The sequence below is a fragment of the Anabaena sp. UHCC 0187 genome (genome assembly GCF_009712035.1).
In the GTDB taxonomy this organism is placed as follows: domain Bacteria; phylum Cyanobacteriota; class Cyanobacteriia; order Cyanobacteriales; family Nostocaceae; genus Dolichospermum.
This window is the reverse complement of record NZ_VILB01000016.1, coordinates 1-20,493: the sequence shown is the minus strand read 5'-3', so window position 1 is coordinate 20,493 and position 20,493 is coordinate 1. Positions and strand designations below refer to the sequence as shown.

Below are 20,493 nucleotides of genomic sequence, written 5' to 3'. Positions count from 1 at the left end.
GCCCACAATCTCCTCAACGGCGCTGACGGCAACGATACCCTGACTGGCGGTGCCGGTGCTGACACTCTTGATGGTGGTACGGGCGATGATTCCCTGATTGGTGGTAACGGAAGTGACTGGCTTTCTGGTAGCGAAGGTATTGACTATCTCGATGGTGGCGCAAGTGCCGATACCTTGATGGGTGGTATAGGTGATGACTTACTCATCGGTGGTGGTGGTACTGATTATCTGGATGGTGGTGCAGGCAATGACGTGATGAGTGGCGGTTTGGGTAATGACACATACCTCGTCGATAGCACAGGAGACACCATTACAGAAAACCTCGATGAAGGCACAGATACTATCCAATCTAGCCTGGACTATATCTTGGGCGATAACCTCGAAAACCTGATCTTGATTGACATAGCCCAAACAGGTACGGGCAACACACTGGCTAACATCATCACTGGTAATGAGGCTGACAACACCCTCAATGGTCTTGGTGGTAACGATATTCTCTTTGGTAACGGTGGTGCTGATACCCTACTGGGAGGAAATGGCAGCGATACTCTCGATGGCGGTGACGCTGATGATAGCCTCAACGGTGGAGTTGGTGCTGACTTGCTCACGGCTGGAGCAGGCAATGATATCCTCACTGGTGCTGATGGTAATGATACTTTGGTCAGTGGTATTGGTAATGACACCCTGACTGGTGGTGCTGGCAGCGATACCATTCGCTATACCTTGGGTGATGGTCAAGACCGGATTAACGGATTCCAGACAGGAGCAGACGGAGATATCCTATCCTTCAGTGGTATTACAGATTTTGATGTGCGGATAGTTAACGGTAATACCCAGTTCCGAGTAGGAGATGGCATCGCTGCTAATACAGGCTTTGGTCAAGGTGAACTATTAATTACCCTCGTCAACACCGCCTTTACTCAAGCTGATATCAGCACCAACATTGATCCAATCAACAGTCCTATATTCCAGTTCTCTTAGTAATTTTAGGACTTTTGTCCGGGAATATTTTCATCCCTAAAGTGTTGACTACAAACACGCAACCAGTGAGGCGTGGCGCATAAAAATATACCAAGCATTTTTGACATCAGGTGGCATCTACAGTTTTTTGATTAATTCAGAACTTAGACATTTTTTGGAGAGATTGCATCATGGTAGCTTTAAACTTTAATGAACAAACCTTAGTAGGAAATAGCTTCAGAGGAAGAAATCTCAACGGTTCTACCTTTTTCAAAGCCAGACTTGAAAGTGTTAGGTTCGATCCCAATAATGCAGGTACTGCCACGCAACTAAGAGGCACTAACTTTAGTGAATCTACTTGGATCAATGTCAATGCCCGTAATGCCATTTTTGCCCCTAGTGGCAACTTTGGCCCAGCTAATTTTTCTTTGGCGACATTAGAGAATGTCGATTTTAGTGGCGCAAACCTGACGGAAGCTAATCTCTCACTAATCAACACGAAAAACATTAACCTGTCAAATGCCAACCTGACTAATGCGAATTTGCGAGAAGCCAATATCAGTGGTGAACAGTCTGAGAGACCAAACCTGACAGGAGCTAACTTTACCGGAGCGGATTTGTTCAAGGCGAATCTCAAAGCGGCTGACTTTACAGGTGCTACTTTAGTAAATGCTAGTTTCCTGGAAGCGAACTTAGAAAACACTGTCTTAGTTAATGTCAACGCTACGGGCGCTGATTTTCGAGATACGAACTTTACAGATGTGATTCTGCAAAACTCGATCTTTGACTTGGCTAATTTCAGCGGAGTCTCTTTAACTGATGTCTTACTTGATCCAGGACAACCAGCAAACCTTAGTTTTCGTGGTGCTGATTTAAGCAATTTTCTGGCTGATGATGCTATTTTAACAAATTCTGATTTTAGTCCCTATGTTGCTGCCAATGGCACTGTGACGATAACGAACCTGACTGGGGCTAGATTTAATGACACTGATGTGAGTGGATCTAACTTCACTCAAGCTAACGCCGAAGGTCTTTTCATGAACGGACTTGCTATCGGTGCTAATTTCACAAACGCTAACTTAGCTAACGCTGATCTGTCTAAAGGCAACTTCACTAATGCCACTTTCATCGGTGCGGATCTTACCGGAGCGATCGCAGTTGATGCCATTGGTTTATATATTGGAGATGAGTTTGACAATATCCTCATCGGCACAATTGACAACGATAACCTCTTTGGCAATGGTGGTAATGACAACCTTAATGGTGGTGCAGGAAGTGATTATCTTGATGGTGGCTCAGGCAATGACTTGCTAACTGGTGAAGCAGGCGCAGACACCCTTAACGGTGGTGCTGGTAATGATGAACTTAACGGTGGCGGTGGTAATGATTTTCTGGACGGTGGTGCTGGTGCTGACACGCTTAACGGTGGCGGTGGTAATGATTTTCTGGACGGTGGACTCGGCAATGACAGAATGGTTGGTGGCGCAGGTGATGACATCTATGTAGTTAATAGCATAGGAGATACTGTCATTGAAAACGCCGACACAGGTATAGATACAGTGCAATCTAGCCTCTCTACCTATACTTTAACTGCCAATGTAGAAAATCTGATATTGATTGGTACAGCCGAAAGCGGTACAGGTAACGGACTTAATAACATCATCACTGGCAACGAAGCTAATAATACCCTGATTGGGGCTGATGGCAATGATAACCTGAGTGGTGGTGCTGGTGATGATTATCTTGACGGTGGCACAGGTGAGGACTTTTTGACAGGTGGTTTGGGCAATGACACATACATCATAGATAGCATAGGGGATACCATCACAGAGAGTGCCGACGAAGGTATAGATACAGTGCAATCTAACCTCTTTAGCTATACATTAGGCGACAACTTAGAAAACCTGACCTTAATTGGCACAGCCGAAAACGGCATAGGTAACGCACTTGCCAACACCATGACTGGTAACGAAGGCAATAACAACCTCAATGGAGGAACTGGCAACGATATTCTCTTTGGCAACGGGGGTGACGATACGCTAACCGGAGCAGGGGGTAATGATACTCTCAATGGGGGTGAGGGCAATGATAACCTCAACGGTGGCATCGGCGCTGACTGGCTGACTGGTGGTGCTGGCAATGACACCCTCAATGGTGGTGATGGAAATGACACCTTTATCTTTGCATCGGTCTTTGGTAATGATCGAATTATCGGTTTCGCCAATGGTGCAGACAAAATTGATCTCTCAGCATTTGCAACCAGCTTTGGAGAGTTAACTGTTACACAAGTTGGCGGAACTTCGGTGATTTCCAGTTCGCTTTTCGCTACAGATACGATTACACTAGCAACCTTCACTGCTAGTAATGTTGATGCTACCGACTTTATCTTCTAACTTTCTGTGATCAACTAGTGGTTCAAGTCATTAGTTCCCAGGGATGAATACGTTCGTAGTTAACACTTCAGTTCCTCAAAATCTAGGACTAAAGTTTTGACTACGAACTCATCAAAATTAATGTTAATTAAACTTCACAATTTCTAAAAGCTTTAGTAAATAAAGCTTACAGACGTTAATTTCAAGTTCCCACCATTAGCCATTTGATGTTGACTTGTACGATAGCCTCAAATAGAAAAAGTAAGTCTCTCAATTTTTATTGTTATCGTAGATAAAACGCGAACACTTTTCTCTTGGTTTTACTCTCCATTTTCGTTAACCGAGCAGTATTGAGACGTGGGGCTTCTTGCTGCTTTAGCTAAACACTTACCAATAGCATCAAAAGATTAAGCAATGTTAAGTATAACAAATAGAAAATAATATTTTGTAACTAAAGCCACAACTTATCTTAACTAACTATGAGATAATACGGAAAAATAAAGGAATTCATCTTCTTGCTGATTTTCAGGTATGCAGTCATAATAAATACAGCAAATAAATCCTGAAGGGAAAATTTGTGTTTAATTAATACAATATAAGTATATAATTTTCTATCTTACGTTAATTAATAATTAATTCTTTTTTTAGGTTTTTGTGGCGAAAACCACGTATTTTTCAAATTTTGATTAAGATTTGCCTTCAGTAAAAATATCACTTATGCAAGTTCATCTGACTAATCGGCAACAGAATATACTTTATGCAACTGTACGTCATTATATTACCACAGCAGAACCTGTAGGCTCTAAGGCTCTAATTGAAGGGTTTGATTTAGGTGTTAGCTCTGCCACTATTCGTAGTGTCATGGGTGTTTTGGAAAAATCAGGATTACTTTATCAACCACATACTTCTGCGGGAAGAATTCCTTCTGATTCCGGTTATCGTATTTATGTTGATCAATTAATTAAACCATCAGAAACTTTGGCTAAAGAGGTAGAAACAACATTACAAAAACATCTGCATTGGGAAGATTGGAGTTTAGAGGCTTTATTGCAAGGTGCTGCCCAAATTTTAGCAACATTAAGCGGCTGTATTACTTTGATTACTATGCCACAAACCACAACAGCAAAGTTACGACATTTGCAATTGGTGCAAATTGAATCGGGGAAAATTATGTTGATTGTGGTGACGGATAGTTATGAAACCCATTCTAAGGTGATGGATTTATTTCCACCAATTTCAGAAAATCAACCTGAACCGGAAGTAATTGATCACCAATTGCAAATTATTTCTAACTTTTTGAATAGTCACTTACGAGGACAGAGTTTATTAGAAATAGGCTATCTTGATTGGAGTGAATTGGATCAGGAGTTTCGAGTTTATGGCGAATTATTAAAAAGTTCTTTGGTAGAATTGACTCATCGCGCTCTGGCACCAACAGCTACACAAATTATGGTACGAGGGATTGGAGAGGTTTTACGACAACCTGAGTTTTCCCAGGTACAGCAGGTACAGACAATTATGCAATTGTTGGAAGAGGAACAAGACCAACTTTGGCGTTTAATTTGCGAAGAAGCAGAAATGGACGATGCCAATAAGTCTAAGGTAACGGTGCGGATTGGTACAGAAAATCCTCTCGAACCGATTCGGACTTGTACTTTGATTTCTGCTATTTATCGTCGGGGTTCTGTGCCGGTGGGCAGTGTGGGGGTTTTGGGGCCAACTAGGTTAGACTATGAGAGTGCGATCGCTGTAGTTGCAGCAGCAGCAGATTATCTTTCGGAAGCTTTTAGTTAATTTCCAGAAATTCATGTTGAGAAAAATCACTTTTGGTCTATTATGGCTGGGATTTGTTTCCTATGCCTTTTTATTTGCTCCTCCCGAACAACCTGATACTTTTGAGTTAATCAAAAATCTCTCTACAGGCAATTGGCAAGGAATTAATCCCCTGATTATATCTTTATTTAATATCATGGGAATTTGGCCTTTTATATATAGTGCAGTAGTTTTTGTTGATGGTAGAGGTCAAAAAATTCCGGCTTGGCCATTTGCTACTGGTGCTTTTGCTTTAGGTGCATTTACGCTTTTACCATATTTGGCTTTACGAGAACCAAATGAAAAGTTTGTTGGTGAAAAAAATTTATTTCTCAAAATCCTAGATTCCCGCATTTTGGGAATTTTATTAACTATAGGTGCGGCACTTTTATTAGCATCTGGTTTACAAGGAGATTGGGATAATTTTGTCCAACAGTGGCAAAGTAGCAGATTTATTCATGTGATGAGTTTAGATTTTGTGATGTTGAGTCTATTATTTCCTACTTTGTTAGGAGATGATATGACGCGACGAGGTTGGCAAAATAATCAATTATTTTGGTTATTTGCAATGCCTTTATTTGGAGCTTTGATTTATTTGTGTGTACGTCCACCTGTAGATATAGAAATTAAAAAGGAAAGTATCCAGTTGTGAACATCTTATAGCCAGAGGTAATGCAAATTAATGAGAGAAAAAATTGCCATAAACTGGTAGGACTAAGAATTGCGCGACTACTGATAAATACCGCAAGAATACCCACAGAAATAGCAATCAATCCCAGATTTTTCATACTTGCTGGGAAGAAAACTAGCATGAGTACGCCTAATGTTAGTGATAATACTGAAATATCAGCAGAAATTCCCCGCCACCAGTAAGGATAAACGTTGGTTGTGAAAAAGATATTTTGCCCAACTAAGTAGATACCTAGAATCAGCAACCCAAAACCGGCAATTCTCAGTAAAAAGCGCATAATTACCCTGATTAAGAAGTTTATGTCTAATTATAACTTTACAGGGTATTGTACGTAAATGTCTTGCAGAATATAGATTAATATTTACTGTAGGGTGTATTAGTCACAAATGTAAATTACACCAAGTATTGGGTAGACTAAATAATATAGCTACGTTGTCCGCATTAATTACCGCACTTCCTTTGTGTTATGAGGTACAAGAACCCCACCCCCAACCCCCTCCAATATCAAAAGTTTATCCTTTTCTTCCCCCCGCTGCGGGGGGATTGAGGAGGGTGTGATGAGGGGGCTAAGATGTACTTAATAAAAGCGGAAACCGCTGTCGAAAAGCCTGACCTAATGATTTAATTTCTAAGCACAAAGAGCTAAAATTTGCTCAACAGCTTGTAGATTAACATCTTTATTTTCCCCTAAAGCTGTCATCCCATGCTTTTCTAAATTTTTGATGACTGCGGGAATAGTTTCTACTCCCACACCATAATCAGATAAATGAGTGCGGACACCAACTGATTCAAAGAAATCACGAGTTTTACTAATTGCTGTATCTACCCGTTCTGCTTCTGAACCACCCACAATATCCCAAACTCTATCTGCATATTGTAGAAGTTTTTGCCATTTGCGATCGCGTCTAATTGTCAAAGTATTTGGTAAAACAATCGCCAAGGTTTGAGCATGATCTAAACCATGCAAAGCTGTCAATTCATGACCTATCATGTGAGTAGTCCAATCTTGGGGAACACCAGCAGCAATTAACCCATTTAATGCCATTGTTGCCGACCAAACTAAATTCGCTCGTGCATCATAATCTGTAGGATTTGCTAAAGTCTTTGGCCCTTCTGAAATCAAAGTTTTTAAAATTGATTCAGCCATGCGGTCTTGTAATGGTGCATTTACAGGATAGGTTAAATACTGTTCCATCACATGAGTAAAAGCATCAACTATCCCATTACTAATTTGTCTGGGAGGGAGGGAGAAAGTCGTTTCTGGGTCAAGAACTGAAAATTTAGGAAACACAAAGGGACTAGCGAAAAATAACTTTTCTTGAGTTTCCCACTTGGTAACAACTGAGTTTGTATTCATTTCCGAACCAGTTGCGGGTAAAGTCAAAACCACCCCCATTGGTAAAGCCGCAGTTACCGCTGCACCCTTTGCTAAAATATCCCAAGGGTCGCCAATAAAGGGAACAGCAGCAGCTATAAATTTAGTCCCGTCAGCGACAGAACCACCACCCACAGCTAAGAGAAAATCAATCCCTTCTTTGCGGATTAATTCCACTGCTTTCATTAAAGTTTCTAAGTGGGGGTTGGGTTCAATTCCGCCAAATTCAAAGACATTCCGTCCAGCTAATGCCGATTTTACTTGATCATAAACGCCATTGGCTTTAATGCTACCACCGCCGTAGGTGATCAGAATTTTAGCATCTGCGGGGATTTCTGACGCAATGTTAGCAATTTGACCTTGACCAAACAGGATTTTAACAGGGTTGTAAAAAACAAAATTTTCCATGATTAGTTACGCAAGAGAATGAGATTTATTCTTAAGTATTGTAATCAGATTCTTGATTTTTTGCCTGTACCTAGAGAATACTATTTCCCAAAATAAAATATCTACCTTATTTAGGATTCTTGTAGATACTCACTATTAACAGAGGTTTTATTAAATTCATTATTCCGCCAAGTATCAGCAATATCTTTAATAAAACTAGCTAAAGGAATAGCAACTAACAAACCTAATACACCTCCTAATTTTGCTCCTATTAATAAAGAGATTACCACCCAGACAGGATTTAAGCCTGTTAAATTTCCTAAAATCCGGGGAGCGATAATATTAGAATTAATTTGGTCAAGAGTTACACCTATAACTGCAACTTCTATGCCTAGTCCAAAGTCTTTTAAAGCTACTAATAAACTAACAATACCAATCCCAATCCCCGTTCCAAAGGGAAATAAGGAAAACAAGCCAATTCCTAAGCCGAAAAGTAGTGATAAAGGTACTCGTAAAGCTACAAAGGCCAATGTGATTGTCACGGCTAAAATAGCACCTAATGTAGCTTGACCAATGAAATAATTATTAAAATCTTCTCGGAGTAATTCTCTGAATTTTATAGTAATGTTGCTAGGAAACCAAAGATAAATTCCATCCCATAAACGTTCACCATTCAATACTAAATAAATAGTAAGAACTATGGTTATCAGTAAATTAAATAAATTCCCAATAGTATCAAAAGCAAAACCCAGAATCTTTCCAGTAAAAGATTGCAGTTGACTAGATATTTTTCCTAAAATTTCAGCAGCTAGTCCACTTAGATTTACTGGTAACTGCTGTGTGGATGCCCAATTTTGCAAAGCTTCTATTTGTTGAGTTCCAGATTCAATCCAATAGGGAAGAAGATTAGCTAATTCGTTCAATTGTTCAAGAATTAACGGTACTAAAATAACACCTGTAGCACCTAAAAGAATAATAGCTAGTAGTAATACTACTACAATTGCTAAATTGCGAGGAACTCCACGTTTTTGTAATAGTTGAATCGGATAGTCTAAGATGAAAGCTAAGAGAATGGCGATAGAAATAACACTGACCAAAGGTTGAAAATAGTTAATAAATTGAATTAATAACCACCCATTAAGAAGAATAACAGGAAAGGCTAATCCTATAATTAACCATTTGCGTAAATTGGGTAGATTGTTCACTGGTTGCATGAGATTGATTAATAATCTAATTATTGCAAAATATCTGGGAAATTTTCAAGGCTTGTAAATCAAATAATCAGTCTTTAATCCTTATGATAGGCTGTTGATAAAATCCAGCATAATTTTCCGAGGTAACGTCGCTAAAGGTCTTACTTCTCCTGCTTTTGCGGAATAACATTCACCTTTTTGGATATCTTCTGCTGTTAACAAATCTAAATCCCAACCTTCAGAAAGTACGAGTTGATTTATTGGTACTAATAATGGTGCATGAAAGACATAACGAACCGCTTTTTCATCGCTATAAATGCCAAATTGTATAAAATCAGTTAACTTATAACCAATTTCTTCCATAACTTCCCGCTGAACCGCTATTTCTGGAGTTTCTCCAGGTTCGATATGTCCACCAAATAAAGCCCAGCAACCAGGAGCTATAATATTGGGAATATTGTCCCGTAATTGCATCAAGAATTTATTTTTTTGATAGAGAATAGTCACGGATACATGAACTAATTGATTATTCATAAATTACTTTTCCTCTAAATAAATTTCGCCGTATTCTTTACCAGCTAAAGGAACACTTTGATACTGCACATTACCTTTTAATACTACCTGTTCTCCAACTTGAAAATTGCCTTGATTAGTGATAACCCAGATTTTCCCAGTTGAGTCATTGATTTGATATGCTTTTTGCTTGATTAAAGGAGCAGTTTTTTCTACTTTACCTTGAATGTAAACTGTAGTATCCTGATTTTGTTGGGTAATTTCTTGAATCTGTGTAACATTAGCACCAATATTTAAATTTTTAAAGTTGATCCCAGAATTTCCCTGATTACCACAAGCAGAAAGTCCCGTTACTAGGGAAAAAGATAATCCCAGATGAAATAATCTCACAGTAGAAATTTTTGCTTGTTGTATAAAAGCTATAGATTGAGCAAATTTTTGCATTATTGCCAATTTCATCTCCAGTTTACACAAGTTACTTGCTATTTATCATAATGCTATTTTGTCAAAAAAAATAGTGATTCTGTCAAAATCATGAAGAGATGAATAAATTTTGAGTTATACCTCTATTTAGGAAGGTTATTGTAGTTCCCTATTTTAGGGTAAGTTTTTATGCTAATATTTTAATTTTAAGTTATAATCCTTGCTAAACGATTATTATATAAAGTTGATAATTGATCATAACGTAAATAAATAGTATTCTAAAATAGATATTTTCAGTAAGATTAGGAGAAAAATGGAAGGCAAAAGATTTATTCACAAAATTAAATTACAAAACTTTCTTTCCTATGGAAGTGAAGGTGAAGAAATCGAACTACAACCGCTAAATGTGTTAATTGGTGCTAACACATCTGGTAAATCTAATTTAATTGAAGCTTTGGGAATTTTACGCGCAACACCAACAGATTTACCCTCACCATTTCGTCAAGGTGGAGGAGTTAGTGAATTTTTGTGGAAGGGTAAACAAGAAAATCCGGTAGCCCAAATAGAGGTGACTTTGAATTACCCTCACAGATTCCAGAATTTACACTATAATCTTAGTCTGACTGCAATTAATCAAAGATTAGAATTAGTAGATGAATTTCTCCAAAATGAACAAGCTTATGAAGGGCAAGAAGATGAATATTTTTACTATCGTTATCAAAAGGGTCGTCCTGTTTTAAATATTAACAAAATCAAGGATGATGGCGAAAGATTTGAACGCAAACTTCGTCGAGAAGACTTGATTCCAGATCAGTCTGTTTTGTCTCAAAGAAAAGACCCAGATTTGTATCCAGAACTATCCTATCTTAGCACAGAATTTTCTAAAATAGGTTTATATCGTCATTGGCAAATGGGGCGATATTCAGAACCAAGAAATGCTCAAAAAACTGATTTACCTCAACATCCTTTATTAGAAGATGGGAGTAATCTAGGGCTAGTTTTAAACAATTTACAACATCAAATAGGTAATAGGAAAATTATTGAAAACCTAAAAAGATTCTATGAATTAGCAGAAGAATTGAGCGTAAGAATATATGGCGGTACAGTACAGATATTTATTCGTGAAGAAGGTTTAACTCAACCAATTCCCGCAAATCGTTTATCAGATGGAACATTGCGTTATTTATTTCTCATGGGTTTACTATTAGATCCAACTCCACCTCCCTTAATTTGTATTGAAGAACCAGAAATAGGTTTACATCCAGATATCTTACCAACGATTGCCGAAATGTTAATTGAAGCATCCCAGAGAACTCAATTAATTGTAACCACTCATTCTGACACTTTGGTTTCTGCTTTAAGTCAATATCCTGAATCAGTAATAGTCTGTGAAAGAGATGAAGCAGGATCTCATCTTCGTCGTCTTGAACCTGATAAACTAAAAGATTGGTTAGAAAATTATACTTTAGGCGACCTATGGCGGATGGGGGAAATAGGGGGAAATAGATGGTAAAAGAAGTTCGTATTTACATAGAAGGTGGTGGAGATTTTAAAAATCAGAAATCTTTAATTAGACAAGGATTTAGTCAGTTTTTCAAAAAATTAGTACACGAAGCAAAAACCAAAAAGATTAAATGGAATATCACTATCTGCGGTACTCGGAATCATGCTTTTCGTGACTTTGAAAATGCTTTAAAATCTCATCCTGATGCTTTTAATATTTTGCTGGTTGATGCAGAAGCACCCGTAAAGCAAAAATCTCCTTGGGAACATTTGAAATTAAGGGATAATTGGGATAAACCCGCAGGAGTTGATGATGATAATTGCCATTTGATGGTACAAACAATGGAAGCTTGGTTTATTGCTGATATTGAAACTCTGAAAAAATTTTATGGACAAGGTTTTAAAGGAAGTGGTATTCCCAAAACTGCTAATGTAGAAACTATTCCCAAAGGTGAAAATAATAATTTAGAACGTATTCTCAAAACTGCTACTGCTAACACTACCAAAAAAGAATATCACAAAATCCAACACGCCTATCAACTGTTAGAATTGCTAGATGTAGATAAGGTTTGTCAAGCTTCACCATATTGTGATCGCATTTTTACCACAATAACAGAAAAAATAAATCCACCAATTGAAAACTAGCTGTATATCAACCAATTATGAATAAAAATAAATAAACTTTAAGCGATCGCTCCCAATGTCCCACATCACGTTATCATCAGACATAGTGCCAATAATCTGTGCCTAAACTCTCAGCATCTACCATGACCACTTCCACACCAGAACCCAATCAACCAAATACACCACTTACTGATACAAATCTGGTAGAAGACCGCAGTAAGCTGAGTAAGATGTATCAGCATTATGTAGAAGTAAAAGATAAACATCCTCATGCGTTACTGCTGTACAGAGTTGGTGATTTTTTTGAAACTTTTTTCCAAGACGCTGTAACCGTCTCCAGAGAATTAGAATTAGTCTTAACTAGTAAACATGGTGGTGAAGTCGGTCGCGTCGCCATGACAGGTGTGCCTCATCACGCTTGGGAACGATACACCACTCAACTGGTAGAAAAAGGTTATGCTGTGGTAATCTGCGACCAAGTGGAAGACTCTGCTGATGCTATTGGTTTGGTAAAGCGAGAAGTAACGCGCATCCTCACCCCAGGAACTTTGCTAGAAGAGGGAATGCTCAAAGCTAGTCGTAATAACTACATTGCGGCTGTGGTAATTGCTGTTAATCATTGGGGTTTAGCCTACGCAGATATATCAACAGGGGAATTTCTCACATCTCAAGGTAGTGATTTAGAACACTTGACCCAAGAGTTAATGCGATTGCATCCTTCTGAAGTGCTGTTTCCCACTAACGCCCCAGATTTAGGTAGTTTACTGCGTCCAGGGGAAACTTCCCCATCACTTCCCCAATGTTTACCACCATCATTTTGCTATAGTTTGCGATCGCAAGTTCCCTTTTCCCAAGCAGAAGCTAGAAGTAAATTATTGCAGAAATTCAAAGTGCGATCGCTCGAAGGTTTAGGTTGTGAACATCTTCCCCTCGCAGTTCGCGCCGCTGGTGGTCTTTTGGAATACATCGAAGATACACAAAAAGCCAATCCAGTTTCTCTGCAATTATTACGCACCTATACCTTAACTGATTATTTAATAGTAGATCATCAAACTCGTCGTAACCTGGAAATTACCCAAACTGTCCGTGATGGCACATTTCACGGTTCTCTATTATGGGCTTTAGACAGAACTAGCACTGCAATGGGTAGCAGGGCTTTAAGAAGATGGTTGTTACAACCGCTACTTGATATTAAAGGAATTAAATCCCGCCAAGATACCATTCAGGAATTAGTAGAAAATACGCCTTTACGTCAAGATTTGCGGCAGTTACTAAGGCAAATTTACGATTTAGAACGTTTAACAGTCAGAGCCGCTTCTGGTAGGGCTAATGCACGGGATTTAGTCGCTTTAGCTGATTCTTTCTCCCGTTTACCAGAATTATCTCGCTTGGTTGAAGATGCGAGATCGCCTTTCTTGAAAGCTTTGCAAAAAGTCCCACCTATCCTAGAAGAAATAGCAGAAAAGTTACACGCTCACATCGTAGAATCACCACCGATACATTTAAAAGAAGGTGGTTTAATTCGGGCAGGAATTAATCCGCTTTTGGATGAAAGAAAGGCTACTGTAGAAAGTGATCAACAATGGATTGCAAATTTAGAAGTTGATGAAAGAGCAAGAACGGGAATTCCGACCTTGAAAGTAGGATTTAATAAGACTTTTGGTTATTATATCAGTATTTCCCGCAGTAAATCTGACCAAGTTCCCGATAATTACATTCGCAAACAAACTCTGACAAATGAGGAACGTTACATTACTCCTGATTTGAAGGAACGAGAAGCCCGAATTCTCACAGCGCGAGATGATTTAAATCAGTTGGAATATGAGATTTTTGACGCATTACGCGATGAAGTTGGTTCTCATGCCGAAATTATTCGCAATATTTCCCGCGCTGTCGCCGCCGCCGATGTATTATGTGGTTTGGGGGAATTGGCTGTACATCAAGGTTATTGTCGCCCTGAGATGCTTACAGGACGGGAAATTGATGTGATTGATGGTCGTCACCCGGTAGTGGAACAGTCTTTACCTGCGGGGTTTTTTGTCCCGAATTCTACTTGGTTAGGAAGGAAGGAAACGAACCACAGAGGCACAGAGGACACAGAGGGGTTGTCTGTACATCCTGATTTGGTGATTCTTACGGGTCCAAATGCGAGTGGGAAGAGTTGTTATTTGCGTCAAGTTGGGTTAATTCAATTAATGGCGCAAATTGGTAGTTTTGTGCCGGCGCGTGCTGCTAAGTTGGGAATATGCGATCGCATTTTTACTCGTGTTGGTGCGGTGGATGATTTGGCTACTGGTCAATCTACGTTTATGGTGGAAATGAATGAAACTGCAAATATCCTCAATCATGCAACTGCTAAATCTTTGGTTTTGTTAGATGAAATTGGTCGCGGAACTGCAACTTTTGACGGTCTTTCAATTGCTTGGGCTGTGGCGGAATATTTAGCTGTTGATATTAAGTCTCGGACGATTTTTGCCACTCATTATCATGAATTAAATGAATTAGCTACTATTATTTCTAATGTGGCAAATTATCAAGTTACTGTTAAAGAGTTACCTGACCAAATTATCTTTTTACATCAGGTTCAACCCGGTGGTGCTGATAAATCCTATGGGATAGAAGCGGGAAGATTAGCAGGTTTACCGACTGTAGTAATTCAACGGGCAAGACAGGTCATGGGACAAATTGAAAAACACAGTAAAATAGCAATGGGGTTGCAAAATTTAGAGTCCTAAAATTACTATCGGTTCAGTCCAAGGTCTTCAGCAGTAATCATACAAAAACGATCCCTTCCTGCTTTTTTGGCTCGATAAAGTGCTTCGTCTGCTGTTTTGATGAGAAATTCCGCTGGAATATCAGAAACAGGAATTATACTAGCAATTCCTAAACTGACAGTAACATATTGACTTACCTCAGAAGCTTTATGGGAAATTGCCAATATTTTCACTTGAGAACGAATTTCTTCAGCTACAATCATCGCACCTTCTACAGTGGTATTTGGCAAAATTACCACAAATTCTTCTCCTCCATATCGCGCTACTAAATCACTAGGTCTTTTAATAGCTTGACTCATAGCTTGAGCCACTTTTTGTAAACAACTATCTCCTGCTTGATGTCCGTAAGTATCATTATATCGTTTAAAAAAATCTACGTCACATAAAATCAGCGAAAGTGAAGACTTTTCCCTAGTCATGCGTCCCCATTCTTGCTGAAAATACTCATCAAATCGCCGACGGTTAGGAATTTGCGTGAGGCTGTCGTAATTAGCAAGACGGTAGAGAGTTTGATTTTCGGCTTTAAGATTGAGATCATCTTGCCAAATGACAATTCCAGTTGTCATTCCTAATAAAGTCATGGGTGCAGCCACAGGTAGCCAATAATTTATCTTCAGCATGAACAAACTGAAAATTTCCCAGATTACACATATCCCTATACAAAATCCTAATTTTTTCCCAGAATGCCAACGAACAATTAGTAAACCCCATACCGGACCGGCTAATAGTAATAATATTATCCATGCTCCAGACGGAAAAAGATGAAGAAAATTATGCCCAAATACATTACTAATAAAAGTTGCGTGTAAGTAAACTCCCCCTGTAGGTGGATCATAATTAAAGGGCGTGACTAAAACATCAATCCCAGGAGCAGTAACTCCTACCAACACAATTTTATTTTTAAATATATCGGTTGATACTTTACCCTGTACCACATCAACAAAGGAGTAGTGAGGCATTTGCTGAACCTGACTGGGCCAGTTAATCCACAATGCCTCCTCTAAATTAGGTAAGGAAGGTATTTCCGTAAAAGTTGCATAAGCCTGGATAGCCGCAATTCCTAACGAGGGAATACCATTAATTAGCGGCTGTACTTTGCGGATCATACCATCTCCATCTTTGGGACCGAATATATGCCCAGTTGTGATTGCTGCCTGTTCAAGCTCAGGAACAGGAAACCACGGTTCTCCTTGACTATCCCAAGCCTCTGCCAGCACGACTTTACCGTGTTGTTTCATGGCATTTGCTAAGGCGACATCATCGGGGCTAGACTCAGAAAAAATAATATCGAATGCAACTACATTTGGTTGGGCTGTATCCAATATATTTAATAACTCTATATATCTTGTCCGTGTCCAGGGAAATTGTTTAAACTCTAGCAAACTTTTATTATCTATTGTCACTACTACTATTTGCTGATTCCAGTCAATATTTCCTCGTAGTCGGAATAGGGTGTTGTATGTCATCCATTCTAACGGTTGGAAGATTCCCAGCAACAGGAAACAAACAACTATCAACATGGCTATACAACCAGGAAACAATTTCCCAAACAACCGCCAGATTTCCATGAACAAATCATACATTTGTAGTTCTTCCTTTTATTAAGGAACAGCTAATTCATACTTTTGCTGTTTTCCCAAAGGTGTTGTCACACTAACTGCAATTTTTCGATTATTAGGAAGGCGTGTTATCACCTCAAACTCTCCATTCCCATTAGTTATTAGTGGTTCATTCGCTAAAATAACTAAATTCACAGGATCTACCTTACCCGCAATTCTCGCCTGTTGATTGCCCATATCTGCCAATATTTTTACTTGCAAACTTGTATCATCTCGTAAACGCACTGGCGGTGAAGGTGGTTCTCCAGGAATTATAAAACTTTGAAAACCTTTATTTACAGACACAGTTTCACCTTGAGCGGATGTTACTACCTTACCGTTTAAGGTTGCTACCCCTGTTTTTCCACTAGGTTGGACACTAACACCAAATTCTGTACCTCTGACTCCTGTAATTCCCGCTGGAGTGTTAATTTCTAGTCTAGAGTCTCGATTGTTCAAAGGACGTACCTTTAACCGCACTTGTCCACTAGTTACTAGCAACTCTGTGACTTTTCCATTATTACTGGTGGTTTGCAGTTTCTTAATTTGAAGTTTTGTATTTTCCGCTACTTCTACAAAAGCAATTCCTGTATCTAGTGCTAATATTGTCCGAGAATTTTGTCCTGTACTAATGCTATCACCAAGCTTTTGTAGCTTTGTACCGACATTGGCAGGTTGGGAAGTTTGTTTATTTTCATAGGTAACATTACCAACAACACTACGAACTTCCAAGTAGCGATTAACTCTCAACTGCAAGTTATTTTGGGCTAATGCTTGCTGGAAAGTTAATAAGAAAATGACAAATAAACTTAATAATAGCCAATATTTTTTGATCACTGATTTTTGTTAAATTTAGATTACCCTTGTATCTAATTTAAACGATAGCGTCGCTCGCTGCAAGTATCACCAAAATATTTAAACCTTTATCAAAGCAAAAACTGCTCTTGTTGAAACTGTAAACAACAGCAGTTCTTATTCATTCCTAAATTCTTAATCTAGACATCTTCTGGTTCAAATTGTGCCACTGTTACAGCATTAAATGCAAAAGATAACACTAAGGGAATCGGACATTTAAACAAAAATGTATAAATCACTGCTAATATAGTGGTAGATATAGCAGCACCAGCCCAATACATTTCTTGATTAGTTAATCCATTTTCTTCTTTAATTACTTTCAACACATTCATCGGTATTGGTTCTGGCATGACTCCACCAGGAGGGAAAGCCCAATAGTTATCACGTCTCTCCACAAATAAATCTGTCCAGCCGTTTTCTAAGCACCATGCTTCAATCCATTGAATAGAATAATGATTTATCATAGCAATACTAATTGCGCTTTGTAAATGTGTGCTGTCCGTCAATTTCAATAACTCAAAGATTTTTAGTCAGATAACCGCTAGTGATAATTAACTTGAATGCCGTCATTCTAGATATTTATTTTCAATTTTATACATCCTAGAAACCTTGTTATCGTAATTATGACTATGATTAACAGATTAACAGTTGTTTTTAGTAGTGAACTTCAAAAGATAATAAACTTTACTTGTAATTAAACTTCATGAATAATTGTAAATGGTCAACTCCTTTTGAATTAATCAGCAACAATATTATTATAAAATATTAAACATTGTCCCAAGTTGAACCAATCATCAATTGCAGATTAAACTAGATAATTAGTAACTTGGACTCATCAACTATGTTTTGGTTTTGGCAAAAAGGCTTAGGATTGATTTTAGGAATTATACTTTGGTGCGTAGCACAGCCAGCATTAGCAGACTGGACTCATCCTCTATCATTTAGTAACGCAGAGTTGTCAAGACATGATTTTTCGGGACAAAGTTTACAAGCTGCGGAGTTTTCTAACGCTAATTTGGAAATGACTAACTTTACAGGTGCGGACTTGCGAGGAGCAGTTTTAAGTGCTTCGGTTATGACAAAAGCAAATTTACATGGAGCAGATTTAACAAATGCCATGGTTAATGAGGTAAAATTAATAGGGGCTGATTTAAGTAATGCCGTTTTAATAGAAGCTATTTTATTCCGCACTATCTTTACAGATGTCAACATCACAGGTGCAGATTTTACAGATGCAATTCTAGATAAGGCGCAAATTAAAGAGCTATGTCAAAAAGCCAGTGGTGTAAATTCCCAAACTGGTGTAGAAACTCGTGAGTCGTTAGGATGTCAATAAAACTTGGTATAATTGGTGGTGGACAACTGGCTTGGATGATGGCAGATGCAGCAAATAAGCTGGGAGTAGAATTAATAGTCCAAACTCCTAGTCCCAATGATCCGGCTGTATCTATTGCCCAAGATAGCATTTTTGCCGCAGTTGATGATGCCGCTGCCACAGAAATTTTAGCTACAAAGTGCGATATTATTACTTTTGAAAACGAGTTTGTCAACCTTACTGCTTTATCACTACTAGAGAAACAGGGTGTTTGTTTTCGTCCCCAATTATCCGCTTTAGCACCCCTGTTAGATAAATATGAGCAACGTTGCTATTTACGGGATTTAGATTTACCAGTTCCCCAGTTTCTAGCATTATCAGAGGAAAAAAATCTAGAATCTCAAATCGAAAACTTGGGTTTTCCTGTTGTTCTTAAAACCCGAAGACATGGGTATGATGGTCAAGGAACTTTTATCATTCCCGATTTTTTGACTTTATCAAAAATAGTTAATCAACGTCATACTCCATTTTTAGTCGAAGAATTTGTTCCTTTTACAAAAGAATTGGCTATAATTGCCGCCCGTTCTGTAAATGGAGAAATTGTCATCTATCCAGCGGTAGAAACTCTCCAGGAAGAACAGGTGTGTAGATGGGTAATTGCACCTGCTAAAATTACGAAAGAGCAAAGTTTAGAAATTGAAACAATCGCCGATAAACTATTAAATAGTCTCCAATATGTAGGAGTATTTGGCATAGAACTATTTCTCACCGCTGAGGGTAAAATTCTCATCAATGAAATAGCACCACGCACCCACAACTCTGGGCATTTTTCCCTTGATGCTTGTGAAACTTCCCAATTTGAACAACATCTGAGAGCCGTGTGTGGTTTAGCATTAACTAATACTAGATTACATTGTGGTAGTGCGGTTATGGTTAATTTATTAGGATATGAAACCAGCCAAAGCGATTACCAAAAACAACGTCAACAATTAGCAAATATTCCCCAAGCTACTGTTCATTGGTACGGCAAAACAGAAGCTCGTCCAGGACGTAAATTAGGACATATCACCGTTTTATTAGAGCAAGATAACCGAAATGCTGTAAAAAATATTATACACAAAATTGAATCTATCTGGTATCCTCCAGCCAAAAGTTGCCAAAATTTTCCAGAATAAACACACAAGCTATTTTTCAAAGCTATAATGAGTTAGTTGCACTACGACGATTGGTGACTGCCATCAAGTTTTTTGATCTATGTCTTTAACAACAAGGGAGCTAAACAATTCTCGTGGCAGTATACCGGGCTTGTACCCGGAAACTTTAAATGAGAACCCTCAGTTCCCACCTGGTTTAACCAGGTCATAAACTTAGGTAAAACGGCGTTGCGGTGAACTAAAAAATTTTAGCTTCCTGGTTTATTAAGCTAGGGAGCTTTAATGCTTCATATCCCTGATTTCTAAAAATCACAACTGTCACAAAGAATAAGTAGGGCTTGCGGAAAAAGTCTTTTGACTTGTTTCATTACATGAAATCTATCCGCTGTTACATCAAAATTTGGCTTATTCAAGTTAAAAATGTCTCGCCTATTTTGAAGGAAATGCACGAATTTAAAGAAAAGATCAGGAAAATCTTTAATATTACACAGGATTGCTATACGGGAGTTTTTAAATTATTCCCCAATAGCAACAATACTATTATTCGTTGGTATCAGAAAATTATAGCTTACTTTGATAAGTTGATCTTAAGGCTTATTATCGTGGTTTTTGCTATGTTAGAGAAATGTTAAAAATGCTTCCGGAACAACCAGAGCCTATTTTATTAGCCCAGATTTTTGCCAAGCTTACCTCTCTTGGTCGTATTCACAATCCTTCTACAGCCGTTTAACCCTCGTAATTTGGCTAAGGTATTGTTAATATTCTCTATTTTTTGGCAAATAAAGTTAACCTCAACCAGAAAAATTAGGTACATAAAATTTTCTTGGCTGGAATTTTTCAAAAATATCAATAATCTGAATCACATCTGCGGAATGTGGGATGGAAGAGGGATAAGAAACCTCAACAACAAATCCCCCTCTAAATGAATAGAAGGGGATTTGTTG

The 20,493-nt window shown here is 38.3% G+C and carries 16 protein-coding genes, 1 other RNA gene and 2 pseudogenes; 11 read left to right on the top strand and 8 right to left on the bottom strand.

What is annotated here, in order from left to right; all coding sequences use genetic code 11:
- The 4 genes and pseudogenes from FJR11_RS18795 to FJR11_RS18780 all read left to right on the top strand — a co-directional run.
- Positions 1-981, top strand: a pseudogene (locus FJR11_RS18795) (calcium-binding protein); the annotation flags it as partial.
- A 170-nt stretch (positions 982-1,151) separates the two neighbouring features.
- The gene (locus FJR11_RS18790; RefSeq protein ID WP_168506448.1) at positions 1,152-3,353 is read left to right on the top strand and encodes a pentapeptide repeat-containing protein; all 2,202 of its coding nucleotides are present in this window, start codon (positions 1,152-1,154) and stop codon (positions 3,351-3,353) included.
- Between the two features lie 696 nt (positions 3,354-4,049).
- Complete coding sequence (gene hrcA, locus FJR11_RS18785; RefSeq protein ID WP_168506446.1) at positions 4,050-5,126, top strand: heat-inducible transcriptional repressor HrcA; 1,077 nt, start codon at positions 4,050-4,052, stop codon at positions 5,124-5,126.
- A 13-nt stretch (positions 5,127-5,139) separates the two neighbouring features.
- Positions 5,140-5,796, top strand: a complete 657-nt coding sequence (locus FJR11_RS18780; RefSeq protein ID WP_168506444.1) for a DUF2834 domain-containing protein — start codon at positions 5,140-5,142, stop codon at positions 5,794-5,796.
- On the opposite strand, the gene FJR11_RS18775 is transcribed toward FJR11_RS18780, so the two are convergent.
- From FJR11_RS18775 to FJR11_RS18755, 5 genes are all read right to left on the bottom strand, one after another.
- Positions 5,771-6,112, bottom strand: a complete 342-nt coding sequence (locus tag FJR11_RS18775) for a hypothetical protein (protein WP_168506442.1) — start codon at positions 6,110-6,112, stop codon at positions 5,771-5,773. The two genes, FJR11_RS18780 and FJR11_RS18775, sit on opposite strands and share 26 nt — an antisense overlap.
- 351 nt (positions 6,113-6,463) lie before the next feature.
- Positions 6,464-7,618: an iron-containing alcohol dehydrogenase gene (locus FJR11_RS18770; RefSeq protein ID WP_168506440.1), complete on the bottom strand. Its 1,155-nt coding sequence runs from the start codon at positions 7,616-7,618 to the stop codon at positions 6,464-6,466.
- A 110-nt stretch (positions 7,619-7,728) separates the two neighbouring features.
- On the bottom strand, positions 7,729-8,811 hold the full coding sequence (locus tag FJR11_RS18765; protein ID WP_168506438.1) for an AI-2E family transporter: 1,083 nt from the start codon (positions 8,809-8,811) through the stop codon (positions 7,729-7,731).
- A gap of 81 nt (positions 8,812-8,892) precedes the next feature.
- Positions 8,893-9,324 (bottom strand): NUDIX hydrolase, encoded by a 432-nt coding sequence (locus FJR11_RS18760; RefSeq protein ID WP_168506436.1) that lies wholly within the window; start codon positions 9,322-9,324, stop codon positions 8,893-8,895.
- A 3-nt stretch (positions 9,325-9,327) separates the two neighbouring features.
- Positions 9,328-9,762, bottom strand: coding sequence for a hypothetical protein (locus FJR11_RS18755; protein ID WP_254444790.1), 435 nt, complete (start codon positions 9,760-9,762; stop codon positions 9,328-9,330).
- Between the two features lie 277 nt (positions 9,763-10,039).
- Here FJR11_RS18755 and FJR11_RS18750 point away from each other — a divergent pair, with 277 nt between their 5' ends.
- From FJR11_RS18750 to mutS, 3 genes are all read left to right on the top strand, one after another.
- Positions 10,040-11,239, top strand: a complete 1,200-nt coding sequence (locus tag FJR11_RS18750) for an AAA family ATPase (protein ID WP_168506434.1) — start codon at positions 10,040-10,042, stop codon at positions 11,237-11,239.
- On the top strand, positions 11,233-11,874 hold the full coding sequence (locus FJR11_RS18745) for a DUF4276 family protein (RefSeq protein WP_168506432.1): 642 nt from the start codon (positions 11,233-11,235) through the stop codon (positions 11,872-11,874). Before FJR11_RS18750 ends, FJR11_RS18745 begins: the two co-directional genes overlap by 7 nt.
- A 122-nt stretch (positions 11,875-11,996) precedes the next feature.
- The gene (gene mutS / locus FJR11_RS18740) at positions 11,997-14,588 is read left to right on the top strand and encodes a DNA mismatch repair protein MutS (protein ID WP_168506452.1); all 2,592 of its coding nucleotides are present in this window, start codon (positions 11,997-11,999) and stop codon (positions 14,586-14,588) included.
- 5 nt (positions 14,589-14,593) lie between these two features.
- Here the strand turns inward: mutS and FJR11_RS18735 are convergent, their stop codons facing one another.
- The 3 genes from FJR11_RS18735 to FJR11_RS18725 form a co-directional block, all read right to left on the bottom strand.
- A complete protein-coding gene (locus FJR11_RS18735; RefSeq protein ID WP_168506430.1) occupies positions 14,594-16,210 on the bottom strand; it encodes a diguanylate cyclase domain-containing protein in 1,617 nt (538 codons plus the stop codon).
- An 18-nt stretch (positions 16,211-16,228) separates the two neighbouring features.
- Positions 16,229-17,062 (bottom strand): FecR family protein, encoded by an 834-nt coding sequence (locus tag FJR11_RS18730; RefSeq protein WP_168506428.1) that lies wholly within the window; start codon positions 17,060-17,062, stop codon positions 16,229-16,231.
- A gap of 158 nt (positions 17,063-17,220) precedes the next feature.
- Entirely contained in the window at positions 17,221-17,544 is a 324-nt protein-coding gene (locus FJR11_RS18725; RefSeq protein WP_168506426.1) for a hypothetical protein, read from the bottom strand.
- A 377-nt stretch (positions 17,545-17,921) separates the two neighbouring features.
- Here FJR11_RS18725 and FJR11_RS18720 point away from each other — a divergent pair, with 377 nt between their 5' ends.
- From FJR11_RS18720 to FJR11_RS18705, 4 genes and pseudogenes are all read left to right on the top strand, one after another.
- Complete coding sequence (locus FJR11_RS18720) at positions 17,922-18,416, top strand: pentapeptide repeat-containing protein (RefSeq protein WP_168506424.1); 495 nt, start codon at positions 17,922-17,924, stop codon at positions 18,414-18,416.
- The gene (locus FJR11_RS18715) at positions 18,407-19,570 is read left to right on the top strand and encodes a 5-(carboxyamino)imidazole ribonucleotide synthase (RefSeq protein ID WP_168506422.1); all 1,164 of its coding nucleotides are present in this window, start codon (positions 18,407-18,409) and stop codon (positions 19,568-19,570) included. The genes FJR11_RS18720 and FJR11_RS18715 overlap by 10 nt, the downstream gene beginning before the upstream one ends.
- Before the next feature lie 35 nt (positions 19,571-19,605).
- Positions 19,606-19,790, top strand: a non-coding RNA gene (ssrS, locus tag FJR11_RS18710) — 6S RNA.
- Positions 19,791-20,129: 339 nt separating this feature from the next.
- Positions 20,130-20,279 (top strand): annotated as a pseudogene (locus tag FJR11_RS18705) (IS4 family transposase); the annotation flags it as partial.
- Positions 20,280-20,493 lie beyond the last annotated feature (214 nt).